Here is a 16,333-nt window from a genome sequence, read left to right as displayed (position 1 = left end):
GCAATTTCTGTTGAGTTAGGACCAGGGATTAAATTAGTAGCTCCAATTAAATCCATAAATTTATCATGGTTAATCCATTTCCTTTTATTTATTATTTCTCCTTCCATCATGGCAATATGAGCTGCCGGTCCACCAAAAGCAAAGAAGCCTAATCTCAAAAATACTCTAATTATCTCCTTTTGCCTTTCCACCTTTTCCCTTATACTTAAACTATTATAATTAATTTCTTTCAAAATATCCCTCCTTTAGGCTTCTATTATATAGTACCCAAAGGAGGAATTCTAAAAACTTCTATTAGTTTCTTAAAGTGGCTTTCATTTTGTTTTTGTCTAATACTATTTCTAATGCATCTATTATGGACCTAGTAACAATATCAGCCTGCATCAATAATTTTCCTGAAACTCCTTCTCCTTCTATAACCGCTATGGATAAAATGGATTCTTTGAACATAGGTATATCATTAAACCCATTCCCTATACATAGGGTATTTTCTCCACCTAATTCTTTAATTATATCATTTTTAGATTCTCCTGCATTCTCTTTAGGAAATGTTAAAACCTCAGCATAAATTTCTTTACATTCTTTTTCCACCGTTCCATAGGTATCTGCAGTAAGAATATATATGTTTACATGATCTTTTAACTTTGATAATTTCTCCTCGACTCCTTCTATTAATTTTCCATCTATTGCTATAGTTCCATTATAGTCAAGAACAACATTCTCTATTTTTATATCCTCTCTACCAGGTATTTCATATATTAACATGGTACTACCTCCATTCTAACTTAACCATATATTCTTTACCTATAGCCCTATGGATTTCCAACATTATACTATACCTACTTATATATTCATAAACTGGCTTCTATAGAGATTATAATAAGCTCCTTTTCTTTCTATGAGCTGAGCATGGTTACCTTTCTCTACTATTTGTCCATTATTTATTACCATAATTATGTCTGCATCTCTAATAGTTGATAGTCTATGGGCAATTATGAAGGTGGTTCGCCCCTTCATTAGACCTATCATAGCCTCTTGTATTTTAAGTTCAGTTCTAGTATCTACACTAGAGGTGGCTTCATCTAATATTAATATTGAAGGATCAGCTAATATAGCTCTTGATATGGCTAATAATTGTCTCTGCCCTTGACTTAAATTCACTCCTCCTTCTATTAGAAGGGTATTGTAACCCTTGGGAAGCCTTTCTATAAATTCACTAGCTCTACTCATTTTAGCAGCTTTTTCTATTTCTTCGTCTGTAGCATCTAATCTACCATATCTAATGTTCTCTTTTATAGTTCCTGAAAAAAGATAAGTATCCTGTAAAACCATACCAAATATCCTTCGTAGACTATCCTTTTTATAATCCTGTATATTTACTCCATCTATTAATATCTCTCCACTAGGGATTTGATAAAACCCAGAGAGTAAATTTACTATGGTAGTCTTACCAGCCCCAGTAGGTCCTACTAAAGCCACATTGGTTCCCGAATCTATTTTGAAAGATATGTTATTTAATACTTTTTCACCCTTCTTATATTCAAAGGATACATTTTTGAACTCAACATATCCTTTGATTTCCTCTATTTCAATTGCATTTTCCTTATCCTTCCTTTCTTCTTCCTCATCAAGTATTTCAAAAACCCTTTCAGCCCCTGCTATACCTGATTGCAAAGTATTAAAAGTACTTGCCAGTTCATTTAGAGGTCGTGTAAACTGTTTTGAGTAGGATATGAAACTAGCTATTACACCTACAGAAATAATTCCCTTAGCAGCTAGAGTTCCACCGAATATTGAAATTACTGCAAAACCAAAATTGCTTATAACATTCATTAAGGGCATAAGAAACCCTGACCAGATCTGTGCTTTAACACCTACATCCCTTAATTGATTATTTTGTTCCTTAAACTGTTCTATAACTGTATTTTCATTATTAAAGGCCTTTACTACATGTATCCCCGATATAGATTCTTCTATATGACCATTTAGCTTGCCTAAGACCCTCTGCTGCTCAACAAATAGAACTTTTGTTCTTCGAGCTATAATCTTAGTTAATAAAAATACCATTGGTACAGTTATTAGGCTGGCTAAAGTCATTAGTCTACTCAAATATATCATCATGGCTAGGGAACCTAGTATATTAACTACTGAAGTCATAAGCTGTACAGTAGATTGGGATATGGTAATACTTATATTATCAACATCGTTAGATAATCTACTCATTATTTCTCCGTGGGTATTGGCATCAAAAAATATAATTGGCAGAGATTGAAGTTTCTCATATAATCCTTCTCTTATCTTGTGAACTATTCTTTGGGAAATTCCAGAAACCATATATTCCTGCAAAAATACAAGTCCATTACTAAATATATATACAAATAATAAGATTAAAGCATAGAATTTTAAATCTTTAAATTCTACAAGATATGGGCCAGGAGCTATTGTGTCTACAGCCTTACCTATTAAAAAAGGGGTCAATAAAGTTAATCCTACAGATGTTAGAATTAATAAAAATATTATTATTAACTCTTTTTTCTCCTCCTGAAAAAACTTCCAAAGTCTTTTTAAAGTATCTTTCATATCTTTTGGTTTTTCAGTAGGCATAATGACATGCCTGCCACCAGCAATACCTGATAATCCCCTTCTTCTACGTCTAGGGTCCAATGTCAGCAGCCCCCTTCCCAATCTGTGAATGACAAATATCCTTATATACTTGACAACTACCTATAAGTTCTACATGGGTTCCTAGTCCTACTATTCTACCATTATCCATAACAATTATTTTATCTGCATCCATTACTGATGTTATTCTTTGAGCAATTAATATAGTTGTAGTATTTCTTAAATTTTCATTTAATCCTTGTCTAATCTTCTTTTCTGTTATCATATCTACTGCTGAGGTACTATCATCTAAAATTAATATGGAAGGATTTCTTATTAGAGCCCGAGCTATTGATATCCTCTGTTTTTGACCACCTGATAAATTTACTCCTCCTTGACCTAGATATGTATTATATCCTTCATTAAAAGAGATTATAAAATCGTGAGCCTTTGAAATCTTAGAAACCCTTACCACATCCTCATAAGTGGCTTCTTCACATCCCCATTTTATATTATCCATTATACTACCAGTAAATAATAAGGGTTTTTGAGTTACCATGCCAATATTTTCTCTCAATTTGCTAATATCAACTTTTTTTACATCTATGCCATCAACCTTTACTTTTCCTCTATCTACATCGTAAAATCGAGGTATTAAATTAACTAAGGAGGTCTTTCCAGAACCAGTGGAGCCAATTATAGCTAATGTTTCCCCGGGATTAATGGCAAAGTTTATATCTTCCAATACATATTTACTGTTTGAATAATATTTAAAGTAAACATGTTCAAATTCAATCTGTCCCTTAGCTTTATTTATAGAAATAGGCTTTCTTCTTTCCAATATAGTATTCTCTTCTATAAATACCTCTCCTACCCTTTCTGCTGATGCTTTAGCCCTTATAAACATATTTAACACTCTTGTCATCATTCTAAGTGAAAAGTGTACCAATAACATATAATTGATAAAAGCCATAACCTTTCCAACTTCTAGATTACCATTGTTTACTCTAATTCCTCCAACCCATAAGATAATCACAATACCTATATCTACTATTAACCCAACTAAAGGATTAAAAACTGCTACTGTTCTCATACCTTTAAGGGTCCTTTCCTTTAAATTATCATTTACATCTTTAAAACGACGTCTTTCATAATTAAATCTATTAAATGCCTTTACCACTCTAATACCTGCTAGATACTCCCTCATAACTCCATTAACCTTGTCTAAGGCAATTTGCATTTTCTTAAATGTGGGGTAGGATATTTTAAGATTTAAAAATATAATTAGTCCAGCTACTGGAATGGTGCCAATTAATATAAGGCCCATATTGAAATCCAATAAAAACGCCATTATTATAGCCCCAATTAGACGAACAGGAGATTTGACAAAGATCCTCATCATGCCATGAGAAAAATTTTGTATCTGATTTACATCATTGGTAAGCCTGGTAATCAAAGAGGCATCTTGAAATTTATCTATATTATCAAAGGAAAAACCCTGTACCTTTGTATATAAATCTTCCCGTAAATCAGCACCAAAACTCTGAGATACTTTAGACGAAACTATATTCCTAATGATTGCAAATATAGCCCCTATAAAGGTAATGGCAATCATTAATCCTCCTAATTTCAAGATATAATCCATGTCTTTATTTTTTACCCCTTTATCAATTATCATTGACATAATGGTAGGATTAACTACATCTACTATAGTTTCAAGGACTATAAACGCAACGGCTATAAAATATTCTCTTTTATACCTATTAATATATTTTTTTAGATAGTTAAGATTCATAGACTTCTCCTCAATAACTATTTATTATACTTTATTATATCATATTGTTTAGACCCTCGAAGTATAATTAGATCAATTATATTTTATATAAAAAAAGATTGCCTAAGCAATCTTTGATAAATATGAATATTTTAACCTCCACCTACAGGTGGAAATAGTGATACAATATCTCCATCTTTAGGTTGACGACTAGCAGGACCATCTATCCCATTGAGTAAAAGTATACTTACTTCTTCTTCAGCTATATTCAAATATTTAACAATATCAGAAAGAGTAGTCCCTTCTTCAAATTCTAAAGTCTTCTTTTTCCATCTTCCTTCTCTAAAATAGGCAAACAACCTAACTTCAACCTTAATCACTATAACACCTCCTCGATATTATTATATAGTAAATAGCTGAAACCTATCAACAAAATAAAAAGCTCCCAAAGGAGCTTTTTATTACTTGCTAGCTAAACCCAAATACTTCTTATACTCTTCAAGACCTAATCTCTCTAATGTTTCCTCTGTTGGTATCCCTTTCTCATCCCAACCTCTTACTTCATAGTACTCTGGAAGTAATTTATCAAGATGGTGTATATGTCCTTCTGTAGGTCCATTTACTACAGGTTCTTCCAACAATCTCTTTGGTAAAGTATCATGGGAACTATCTATTCCTTCTCTTAGATTAAATAATTTTTCTAAATTCCATACCCTTTCTCCAGCTTCTAGTAAAGAGTCAGCATCATATATATCTCCACATACTGCGTTATACATATCTACATAATCAGGTAACCCTAAACCAAAGGTACTAAATACGCATAGACCTATAGAATCTATTACAGCAGTTAAATCATGGAAGACCTTAGCATAAGCTGCTTTTCCTTCTAAGGATAATCTATCTAATTTTTCTGGATAACCTAGTATTTCAGGACTTATCATATATCCTTTTATATGACATCCTCCTCTATTATTAACTGCATAGGTAATACCATGCCCTTGAACTCCCCTTGGGTCATAAGCAGGTAATTCTTGTTTTTTAACTGACATAGATAATTCCGGCACTCCATAGGATTCCGCCAACCTATAGGAACCGTCAGTTAATTTATCTCCAAATCCTTCTCTTAATGCCATCTTCTTGGTCCATCCTACTATAGCTTTTGCATCTCCCCAATTTAAACTTAAACCATCTTTTTCTATATCTTCATCTTTTATATACCCTTTTTCATAAAGTTCCATGGCCGCAGCTATAGTTGCACCTGCCGAGATAGTATCTAAACCATAGTCATTACAAAGCATATTGGCTTCATTTATAGCATCATAATCATATACATCACAGTCTGCACCATAGGACCATACAGTTTCATATTCAGGTCCTCCAACTACTGAGCCATCGGCTAGTTTAACTACTCTACCACAAGCAATAGGACATCTGAAACAAGCCTGTTTTTTTACTAAATGTTTTTCAGTCATAGTCTCTCCAGATATTAAGTCTGCATTATCTGTATAGGATTTCTGGAAATTCCTTACTGGCAATACTCCAGATTCATTAATTATATTTACTAATACAGCACTACCATAGGATGGAAGCCCTCCTCCTGCTACTGGATCTTCCCTTAATATTTTAATCTTTTCTGATGAAACTTTCTTAACCTTTTCTTCATCAAATAAAGAAACTTTTTTGCTTCCCTTTACTACAACTGCTTTTAAGTTTTTAGAACCCATTACTGCACCTATACCCCCACGACCAGCAGCTCTATCTAGATCGTTCATTATAGACGCCATTAAAGATAATTTTTCTCCTGCAGGACCTATAGATAATACATTAGCCCCCTCATGGTCCTCTTTAATAATTTCTGTAGCTTCTGATACGGTTTTACCCCATATATGGGAAGCGTCTTTTATTTCTATCTTATCATCTTCAATATATAGATATACTGGTTTATCGGCCTTGCCCTCGAAAATTATGGCATCATGACCTGTGGCTTTAAATTTAGGTCCCCAATATCCACCAGAATTAGCTATAGCAATAGTTCCTGTTAAAGGTGATTTGCTTATAACCATATACCTTCCACTAGTAGGAACAGGTGCCCCAGTTAAAGCTCCAGTTGCTATTATAATTTTGTTTTCTTCACTAAAGGGGTCTACTTTAGCCGGAACTTCATCCAACATAATTTTTACCCCAAGACCTCTAGATCCTAGATACTTCTGTGCTACTTTTAAATCTAATGGTTCTACTTTCACAGTCCTGTCCGTTAGATTTACTCTTAATATCTTCCCCATATATCCACTCATATTTCATACCTCCCTATTAATTTATAAGAGCTTTAAATAATTTTACTTATCAGCATCAACTCTTTGCCTACACAATATAGATAATGCATAAGTTATGCCAAAAAATTAAAAGCCTTGATATCAAGCTTATATCAAGGCTTTAATAATAAATGTTCCATAATAGAGCAAATATCTTTATTTACTTCGTTCCATAACGGGACACCGTTCAAGTTCGGAGCAATCTATCCCATATTTATCCATCTTCCTATAAAGGGTATTTCTACCAATACCAAGGGCCTCTGCTGATTTTGTAATATTGCAAGAAAAAATTTTCAATACCTTTATTATATGTTTTTTTTCCATATAATCTAACATTAGATTTTCATATTTATATTCCTTTAGCCCCTTTAATTGTAGACCATCTTCATCCTCTTCTCCATTTGGTATATAACCTAAGTTTATTGACAACTCAATAAAATTTTCTAATTCCCTAACATTACCTGGCCAATCATAGTCCATTAGTTCATCTAATTTTTCTTCAGATATGAGAATCTTTTTCTTGTTTAGCCTATTAGAAATTCTCTCCATAAAATAATCTATTAATAAGGGAACGTCTTCTTTTCTTCTCCTTAAAGGTGGAATCCTTATAGGTAATACATTTAATCTATAGAATAAATCCTTTCTAAAATTACCCTTTTCCACTTCTTCTTTTAAATCTCTATTACTGGCTGCTATTATCCTTACATCAACAACTTTTTGCTCTAGTCCACCTATTCTAGAAACTACCCCTTCTTCAATTACTCTTAAAAGTCTAGTCTGCATATCATAAGGCATCTCTCCTATTTCATCTAAAAATATAGTTCCTCCATGGGCTATTTCAAACTTTCCAGGCCTGCCTTCCTTCTTTGCACCAGTAAAAGCCCCTTCTTCATATCCAAATAATTCAGATTCAATTAAACTTTTAGGAATAGCACCGCTATTGATAGCGACGAAAGGTTTATCTCTTCTATTACTATAATTGTGTATGGATTGTGCAAATACTTCTTTCCCAGTACCTGATTCTCCTGTAATAAGTATAGTAGATTTTGAATCTGCTATCTCTTTAGCAAAATAGATTAATCTATTGAAATTTTTGTCTTGAGATATAATTTTATCGAAAGTATAAATTGCTTTATTGTCTATTATCTTGTTAGCTAATTTTCTTTCCTTTTTTATTTCGTTAAAAATATATATTATATCAACTTTTTCATTATCAATCCCATGAATAGGATATGCTGATACGTTAAACCTAATCTTATTCGTCCTTGCCTTAACATATACTTCTTCTTCTATTATACTTCTCCCTTTCTGCAACAGTTTTTCTACTCTATCTGGATATTTAAACAAGTTGGATATGGGGTTTCCCATTACTTCTGCTAATTTATAACCAAACATATTTAATAATTGATCGTTTGCATTTTTAACATATCCATCTATACCTGTAATAGCAATTCCTAAAGGTATATTTTTTAAAATATTATTCACATATTCTTTATAATCCATGTTTATCACCTAACTCCATCATCTGTGTTGTTATAATTCATTATACCCACTTTATCTCCCGCTTTTACAATTCCATCTTTTAATACTCTAGTAAATAATACTTCCTTAAACAAGGGGCATGGATTATTTGAAATAAATAGATTACACTCAGGAAAGCACCTTTTCCCCATATGAGTTATTTCTTGTATGGTTTCACCTATAATAACCCTTTGGCCTATAGAAAGTTCTTCTATATTTAATCCTTCAATTGTTATATTCTCATAAAATCTTTTTACACAAATCCCTTTGGATTTCCCTTCTTCTATATATTTTCTAACTCTACTGGTAGCAATGGAAACTTGTCTATCTCCACCTATTCCATTAATATCTCCAACTAAACCTTTTTCTCTTTTAAAGAAACCTTCTTCAATCCTCTCAATGTTCCCACCTTTTTCCCTCTTTATAAATAGAGATTTTACCTCCATCTAAAGCACCTCTATACTATCTCCTGGTTTAACTACTCCGCCTTTTATAACTCTTGTAAATATGCCTTCTTTAGGCATTATACATTTGCCCACTTTTTTTGAAATAGCACAACCTACATGACATTCCTTTCCTATTTGGGTTACCTCTTGAATAGTTTCACCTATTTTAAGTCTAGTCCCAATGGGAAGTTCATATAATATTATTCCTTCTGTAGTTATGTTTTCGGCAAAATCTCCATGGTTCAAACCTTCTATGCCCAACTCTTCTACCTTCTTAAAGCTTTCTATTCCAAGTAAACTAACTTGTCTATGCCATTTTCCTGCGTGGGCATCTCCTTCCAACCCATAATCTTCAATAAAAACTCCTTGTTCTATAGGTTTTTTAACTACACCCTTTTTTTCAGATATATTTATATCAATTACCTTACCAATTGTTTTCATATAGACACCTCTTCCTATTAATCCTCTTCCCTAACATATTCGCCAGATTTGCCACCTGATTTTCTTAATAATTTAATATCTTCAATTATCATACCTTTATCTACTGCTTTACACATATCATATATAGTGAGAGCAGCTATGGATACAGCTGTTAAGGCTTCCATTTCTACTCCCGTCTTACCTATGGTTTTTACTTCTGATTCTATTTCTATGGCATCCTCTAGTATATTAAACCTGATATTAGATCCTGTTATAAAGATATTATGGCACATGGGGATAAGTTCACTAGTCCTCTTAGAACCCATAATACCTCCTATTTGAGCTACGGATAATACATCTCCTTTTTTTATCAACCCATCTTTAATTAACTGTATAGTCTCTCTTTTCATCTTTATCCTTCCATAAGCCTTAGCTACCCTTTTAGTATCTTCTTTATTTCCTACTTCTACCATATGAGCTCTACCCTCTTCATTAAAATGAGTAAATTCCATTTTAACCTCCTATTTGATACATTTTCTTAGACACATATTCTCCATCTTCCAAATGATGAGATTCTGGTTTTTGTCCTATAGCATCTATTACTATTTTCTCTATATCCTGTCCTTTTCTTAAAGCTTCCTTTAAATCTATTTCATCCTTGGAATGAAGGCATAATTTCAATTTACCTTGTGCTGTAAGTCTAACCCTATTACAGTATTCACAAAATTTACAAGATACTGGATTTATCAATCCAATTCTTCCTTTAGCATTAGGTAATTTATAATAAACGGCTGGAGAAGATATATCTTTTCTTTCCGTTAAAATTAGTTCAGGTACTTTTTCTAATACCATTTGGTTGGATATAAAATATTTTGATTCATATTTTATAGCTTCTCCTATAGGCATTAATTCAATAAATCTTATGTCTATATCTTCTTTTTCCGTCAACCTCACTAAATCTACTATTTCATCATCATTAAATCCACCTACTAGAACTGTATTAACCTTAATAGGAGTAAGGCCTACTTCTCTGATAGCTTCAATCCCTTCTAATACATCCTTTAACTTTCCAATTCTAGTTATATTGTTATACTTATCTTCATCTAATGTATCTAAACTTATATTAACCCTTTTTAAGCCTCTAGCTTTTAATTCCTTAGCATATTTCTTTAATAATATTCCATTGGTAGTCATGGCAAAATCCTTTAATCCCTCTAGTCTACCAATCCTTTCAACAATATCCAATATACCAGATCGTAATAAAGGCTCTCCACCAGTAAGTCTTATCTTATTTATTCCTAATTTTACAAAGACTTTTGCTATTTCTTCTATTTCTTCAATGGATAATATATCTCTATGATGAACTTTAGTTATTCCTTCTTCCGGCATACAGTATTTGCATCTTAAATTACATAAATCCGTTACAGATATACGTAAATAAGTTATATCTCTCCCAAATGAATCCTTCATAGCATCCACCTTCTTCCTTAGTTTGCAAACTTTTAAAGAATATTATCATCATTATATCACAATAAAAAGCTGTTCCAAAACATAATTTTAGAACAGCTTTTTACAGTTTTTCTATAATTTAAGATAGACTTTGTCCTTCTATTAGACTAAAAGGATCAAACCAAACAGTTACGGGTAAATACTTGGTATATAGTTCAAAATTATATACTCTACCATCTAAAGCTTTAAAAGAAGCAAAATAGCTTTCATGAATAGGAGAGTAGTCAATATTCAAAAACATCAAATCTTTATCAGGATAGTTTTTCTTAACATAATTTATTGCAGCAATCTTTCCTATTTGTTTTGGTATGATTCCACTTATCCATAAAATAAGTATCAAAATAATAATATAAATTATTACTAATTTTTTAGTATCCGTTATCATTGGCTTATCCCTCGTCTCTTTGTTTACCCTTCATAATATATAACAAAATTAGCAATCAATTTGTGACAGATTTATTTAGAATTTTAAAATATAAATACAAATTTATCTTTTATTATTTATTACAATATCATATTTAACCTGGCATTTGTTAAAAATGGTACGAATGGTACTAAAAACGGTACGAATAGCAAAAAGAAAAGCTAGGTTTTTGTAACCTAACTTCTCTTACAGAATAACCTTAGATGTGTATAGGTTTATCTACGGCACCAAAGGCCGCTTCCATAACTATTTCAGACAGGGTAGGATGAGGGTGTATTGCTTTTGCTACATCATAAACCGTACCTTCAATTTGCATTGCAACTATAGCCTCTGAAATCATATCTGTTGCGTTGCTAGCCATAATATGAACTCCTAGAATTTCTCCATATTTATTATCAGATATTATCTTAGCAAAACCTAAGGTTTCTCCTTCTGCCAATGCTTTACCATTGGCAGCTAATGGGAATTTGCTTACTGTAATATCATATCCCTTTTCTTTAGCTTCTTCTTCTGTCAATCCAACGGAAGCAAGTTCAGGGAATGTATATATACAGGAAGGAACTATATTGTAGTTCATAGTACTATCCCTCCCCATAATATTCTCTGCAGCTACTATTCCCTCTGCAGAAGCAACATGAGCTAAAGCAAATTTACCATTTAAGTCACCAATAGCATAAACTCCTTTTATATTAGTCTCCATTCTTTCATTGGTTTTTACGAATCCTTTGGAATCCAACTCTAGGTTTAAATTTTCTATTCCCTTTAACTGAGGTTTTAATCCTAGGGATATAAGGTATTTGTCCCCTTTAAATAGCTTTTCTTCTCCTTTATGGTCTATTAAAACTCCATCTTCCGTTACTGACTTTAATTTTGTATCCGTTACTATATTTATCCCTTTTCTAATAAGATATTTTTGTAATGTAGTTGCCATTTCCTTTTCTGTAGAAGACAATATACGACTCGATCTTTGTATTAATGTTACCTTTGAACCTAAAGAATTGAATAGAGTAGCAAATTCTACAGCTATAACTCCACCACCGATTACCACTAAATCTTTAGGGATTTCTTCTAACTGTAAGGCTCCTTTACTATTAATAATCTTTCCTGATTCTAAAACAGTTTCTAAACCATCAATAGGTGGTAAATTATCCTTAGCTCCCGTTGCTATAATAAGATTATCACCTATTATAACCTCTCCATTGACTTCAACCTTATTTTTATCTAAAACCTTTCCCATGCCCTCAAAAAGATCGACTTTGTTCTTCTTAAAGAGCATATATATGCCAGATACTAATTTTTTTACTACCTTATCCTTCCGTTTAGATAAAAGGTTCCAATCTACCTTTACATCTGAATTGTCAATGCCAACAATCCCAAATTCTTCTCCTCTTAATATATCTTCGTACAATTTAGCAGTTTTTAATAAAGTTTTAGTAGGTATGCAACCCCAGTTTAAACATACTCCACCAAGCTTTTCTTTTTCAACTACTGCAACCTTACCCCCAAGTTGGGCTGCCTTTATGGCAGCCACATAACCTCCAGGGCCTCCTCCTATAACTATAAGGTCATATTTATTCATATTATCACCTTCAATCCTTTCTATGATTTCAATAACAGTATTTCTGGATCCTTCAAGAGTTCTGATAGTAGATTTAAAAACCTCGCCCCACTAGCTCCATCAATTATTCTATGATCATAGGATAAGGATAAAGGTAACATTCTAGCAATAACAATTTCATCATCTTTTACAATAGGTTTTTTAACGATACGGCCTATGCCCAAAATAGCAGATTCAGGATAATTGATGATTGGAATCCCAAATTGACCACCTATAGAACCATAATTAGTTATAGTAAAAGTACTACCTTTTAGTTCACGAAGTTCAATTTTATTATCTTTAGCCCTACTACTTAAATCTTCTATTTCCTTGGCAATTTCCACTATACTTTTTTTGTCTCCATTCCTTAATACAGGAACCATCAAACCTCTATCTGTATCAGTAGCTATACCAATATGATAGAAATGTTTTAATATTAACTCATCATTTTCCTCATCTAAAGAAGAATTAAATTCAGGGAATTCTTTTAATGCTGTGATTACTGCTTTAAGAATAAATGGTAAGAAGGTTAGGTTAACCTCTTCCTCTCTTAATCTTTCTTTATATTTTTTTCTAAATTCATATAGTTCAGTCACATCTATTTCATCCATTGCAGTGGTATGGGGTATTGTAAATCTAGAGGCTGCCATCTGTTCTGCAATAGTTTTTCTTATTCTAGTAAGAGGAATTCTCTCTATCCTTTCATCTTCTATTAAAATCCTTTCTTTATGGCCTAATTCAGGTATCTTTCTTTCCTCTTTAGATTTAACCATGGCTTCTTTGGCTTTTCTAATATCTTCTTTCATAACTCTACCGCTTGGTCCTGTACCTTTTACTTTAGAAATATCTACTCCTAAATCCTTAGCCATTTTCCGTGCAACAGGTGTAGCAAGAACTTTTACTTTTCTCGATTCTTGAGAAAAATCCCCTTGTCCTTCTGTACTCGGTGGAATTTCTTCTGAAGAAGCTATTACTTCACCTACCACTCCAGCTGTCTCTTCTTCTACCACTTCATTCTTATCAGGTAATTCATCCTTTTTATCTACTTCGTCAATATCTCCTAAAATGTCTATGGTAATAAATACATCTCCTACATTGATCACATCTCCTTCTTCTGCTTTTAGCTCTGAAACCTTTCCTGTTCTTGGGGAAGGTATTTCTGTAGTTACTTTATCCGTTTCTACTTCAGCCACAGATTGACCTTCTTCTATATCTTCACCTTCTTTTACCAACCATTTTATAAGGGTTCCTTCCGCAATACCTTCACCTATATCTGGAAACCGAAATTCAAATTTCATTTCATTACCTCCTCCCTAAAATTTCATCACATCTTCTATAGTCTTTGCAATTCTTTCAGGAGATGGAATATAATGCTTTTCTCCCCTTGGTAATGGGAAAGTAGTATCAAAACCCGTTATTCTAGTTGGGGGTGCTTCTAAATATAGGAAGGCCTTTTCGTTTATAATAGATACAATTTCAGCTCCCACTCCTAAAGTCTTCGGAGCTTCATGAACTATAATTGCCCTTCCTGTTTTTTTAACGGAGTTTATAAAACTCTCTCTATCCATTGGAGAAATAGTCCTTAAATCTATAACCTCAGGATAAATTCCCTTATCCTTAACCATCTCACTAGCTTTTTGTACATCTCTTACCATAGCACCCCAGGTTATTATAGTAATATCTTCCCCTTCTTCTACCACCTTTGCCTTCCCAATCGGCAGTTCATAAGCTTCTTCAGGAACCTCTTGTCTGAAAGCCCTATAGATTCGTTTTGGCTCTAAAAATATTACTGGATCTGGATCTCTAATAGCTGCTATGAGTAAACCCTTAGTATCATAAGGGGTAGAAGGTATTACTACCTTTAATCCTGGAATATGAGCGTATAATGCTTCAGTACTCTCAGAGTGATGCTCTAAAGCCCTTATACCTCCACCATAAGGAGCCCGTATTATCATTGGAAGCGTATATCGTCCTCTAGTTCTGTTACGCATTCTTGCCACATGGGATATTATTTGGTTAAAGGCAGGATAGGAAAAACCCATAAATTGCATTTCAACAACTGGTTTTAACCCATTAATAGCCATACCTACAGCTGTACCTACAATAGCAGATTCAGCAAGGGGAGTATCAAAGGCCCTTTTTTTACCAAATTTCTTCTGTAAATCTACTGTAGCTCTAAATACTCCTCCTTCAATCCCTACGTCCTCACCATAAACTACTATGGTTTCATCCTTTTCCATTTCATTCATAAGAGCCTGGTTTACGGCTTCAACTATATTCAACTTGTTAGCCATCTTATTTACCTCCTTCTAAAAAAGATTTATAATCCTCTAATTGTTCCTCTAAATGTGGAGGCATAGTTTCATAATGATATTTAAATATGTCTTCAACTAAAGTATCCGATTTATCCTCTATTTCTTCAAAGGTTGATGTTACTTCTTTTTCTATTTCCTTCTTTGTTTTTTCTTCCCATTCTTCTGTTAGTACTCCTTTATTTTGGAGATACTTTTTAAACCTTAGTATAGGATCCTTTTCTTTCCACTTTTCTACTTCTTCATCTTCTCTGTATTTAGTTGGGTCATCAGAAGTAGTATGAGCTCCTAATCTATAGGTAAAGGCTTCAATCAATGTTGGCCCTTCACCTTTTCTTGCCTGTTTTACAGCTTCCTTTGTTGCAGAATATACTGCAAATATGTCATTCCCATCTACTAAAATTCCAGGCATGCCATAACCAATTGCCTTTTGTGCAAGGGTTTTACTAGCGGTTTGTTTTTTCCTTGGAACAGAAATAGCGTATTGATTGTTTTGGATGATGAATACTACAGGAGCTTTAAATACAGCAGCAAAATTTAATGCTTCGTGGAAATCTCCTTGAGATGTTCCTCCGTCTCCAACATAAGCTACCACTACATCCTTTTCACCTTTTATATTATTAGCCATACCAATACCCGTAGCATGTTGTAATTGGGAAGCAATAGGAACTGAAACAGGTAATGCCTTTACTCCTTCTGGCATATGGCTTCCCCACTCATTACCATACCAGTAGAGGAATATGTTTTTTAGCGGCACACCTTTAACCAACCATGCCCCTAGTTCTCTAAAAGATGGAACCAACCAATCATTCTTTTCCATAGCATAAGCACTTCCTACTTGAGTAGCCTCTTGCCCTATATTGGGTGCATAGGTTAACATACGGCCTTGTCTTTGATAGGATAGGGTTTTTTCATCGATAATTCTACTAAATAACATAGTTCTGTAAAGGTATAATAATTCTCCCTCTGAAAATGAAGGAATATTTTCTTCCGTAATCACTTGACCATTAGAATCTAAAATATTATAGTGTTTATCTTCCAATGGATTATAATCTTCAAAACGCATGTTTTTACCTCCTTTTATGGATTAAATTCTATATAAATGTTTTGACAAGTTTTATTTTGAATTTGATAATCATTCTCAGTATATATATTGCCAAAATTTCTTTTTTTAAACACAATGATATTTTGTGAACAATGATTCTTTTTATACTTAAAGAGAATGAGATTGAGGCATAAAAAATACTGGTATAATTTTAAAATTAAATTATACCAGTTATCTAAAATTTATTTAGCTTTATTTTATAGTTAAACCTGCAATACTAATGAATTGAAAAAATCAATCATCATAAACAACTGTACAGAATCCAAAGGTTTCCATAGCATTTCCATATCCTACTTTTTTATCTCTAAAAAT

At 32.9% G+C, this 16,333-nt stretch carries 16 protein-coding genes; all 16 read right to left on the bottom strand.

Going from position 1 to position 16,333, the window contains the following annotated elements; genetic code table 11:
- Positions 1-233, bottom strand: a 233-nt coding sequence (locus C3E89_RS09145) for a chromate transporter (protein WP_236912287.1), incomplete at its 3' end; no start/stop codon positions are given.
- Between the two features lie 61 nt (positions 234-294).
- Positions 295-765: an HAD family hydrolase gene (locus C3E89_RS09140; RefSeq protein ID WP_236912285.1), complete on the bottom strand. Its 471-nt coding sequence runs from the start codon at positions 763-765 to the stop codon at positions 295-297.
- 78 nt (positions 766-843) lie between these two features.
- Complete coding sequence (locus tag C3E89_RS09135; RefSeq protein WP_236913461.1) at positions 844-2,604, bottom strand: ABC transporter ATP-binding protein; 1,761 nt, start codon at positions 2,602-2,604, stop codon at positions 844-846.
- Between the two features lie 49 nt (positions 2,605-2,653).
- The gene (locus C3E89_RS09130) at positions 2,654-4,396 is read right to left on the bottom strand and encodes an ABC transporter ATP-binding protein (protein ID WP_236912284.1); all 1,743 of its coding nucleotides are present in this window, start codon (positions 4,394-4,396) and stop codon (positions 2,654-2,656) included.
- Between the two features lie 131 nt (positions 4,397-4,527).
- Positions 4,528-4,752: a MoaD/ThiS family protein gene (locus C3E89_RS09125; protein ID WP_236913460.1), complete on the bottom strand. Its 225-nt coding sequence runs from the start codon at positions 4,750-4,752 to the stop codon at positions 4,528-4,530.
- A gap of 84 nt (positions 4,753-4,836) precedes the next feature.
- The gene (locus C3E89_RS09120) at positions 4,837-6,669 is read right to left on the bottom strand and encodes an aldehyde ferredoxin oxidoreductase family protein (protein ID WP_236912283.1); all 1,833 of its coding nucleotides are present in this window, start codon (positions 6,667-6,669) and stop codon (positions 4,837-4,839) included.
- 174 nt (positions 6,670-6,843) lie between these two features.
- Complete coding sequence (locus C3E89_RS09115) at positions 6,844-8,190, bottom strand: sigma-54 interaction domain-containing protein (RefSeq protein WP_236912281.1); 1,347 nt, start codon at positions 8,188-8,190, stop codon at positions 6,844-6,846.
- A 5-nt stretch (positions 8,191-8,195) separates the two neighbouring features.
- Positions 8,196-8,654 (bottom strand): MOSC domain-containing protein, encoded by a 459-nt coding sequence (locus C3E89_RS09110; RefSeq protein ID WP_236912279.1) that lies wholly within the window; start codon positions 8,652-8,654, stop codon positions 8,196-8,198.
- On the bottom strand, positions 8,655-9,086 hold the full coding sequence (locus tag C3E89_RS09105; protein ID WP_236913459.1) for an MOSC domain-containing protein: 432 nt from the start codon (positions 9,084-9,086) through the stop codon (positions 8,655-8,657).
- Between the two features lie 26 nt (positions 9,087-9,112).
- A complete protein-coding gene (gene moaC / locus C3E89_RS09100) occupies positions 9,113-9,586 on the bottom strand; it encodes a cyclic pyranopterin monophosphate synthase MoaC (protein WP_236912277.1) in 474 nt (157 codons plus the stop codon).
- Between the two features lies 1 nt (position 9,587).
- A complete protein-coding gene (gene moaA, locus C3E89_RS09095; protein WP_236912276.1) occupies positions 9,588-10,544 on the bottom strand; it encodes a GTP 3',8-cyclase MoaA in 957 nt (318 codons plus the stop codon).
- A gap of 118 nt (positions 10,545-10,662) precedes the next feature.
- Positions 10,663-10,968, bottom strand: a complete 306-nt coding sequence (locus C3E89_RS09090) for a hypothetical protein (protein ID WP_236912274.1) — start codon at positions 10,966-10,968, stop codon at positions 10,663-10,665.
- Between the two features lie 238 nt (positions 10,969-11,206).
- Complete coding sequence (gene lpdA / locus C3E89_RS09085; RefSeq protein WP_236912272.1) at positions 11,207-12,586, bottom strand: dihydrolipoyl dehydrogenase; 1,380 nt, start codon at positions 12,584-12,586, stop codon at positions 11,207-11,209.
- A gap of 20 nt (positions 12,587-12,606) precedes the next feature.
- Entirely contained in the window at positions 12,607-13,902 is a 1,296-nt protein-coding gene (locus C3E89_RS09080; RefSeq protein WP_236912270.1) for a dihydrolipoamide acetyltransferase family protein, read from the bottom strand.
- 15 nt (positions 13,903-13,917) lie between these two features.
- Complete coding sequence (locus C3E89_RS09075) at positions 13,918-14,898, bottom strand: alpha-ketoacid dehydrogenase subunit beta (protein ID WP_236912268.1); 981 nt, start codon at positions 14,896-14,898, stop codon at positions 13,918-13,920.
- A gap of 1 nt (position 14,899) precedes the next feature.
- Positions 14,900-15,982 carry a pyruvate dehydrogenase (acetyl-transferring) E1 component subunit alpha gene (gene pdhA, locus C3E89_RS09070; protein WP_236912266.1) on the bottom strand — a complete coding sequence of 361 codons (1,083 nt, stop codon included), beginning with the start codon at positions 15,980-15,982 and terminating at the stop codon, positions 14,900-14,902.
- Positions 15,983-16,333: the final 351 nt, after the last annotated feature.

This window comes from Clostridium sp. Cult1 (genome assembly GCF_021655095.1).
Classification (GTDB): Bacteria; Bacillota; Clostridia; order Tissierellales; family Tepidimicrobiaceae; genus Schnuerera.
Note: the sequence above shows the minus strand (reverse complement) of the source record. Positions and strands in the feature narration are given on the sequence as shown.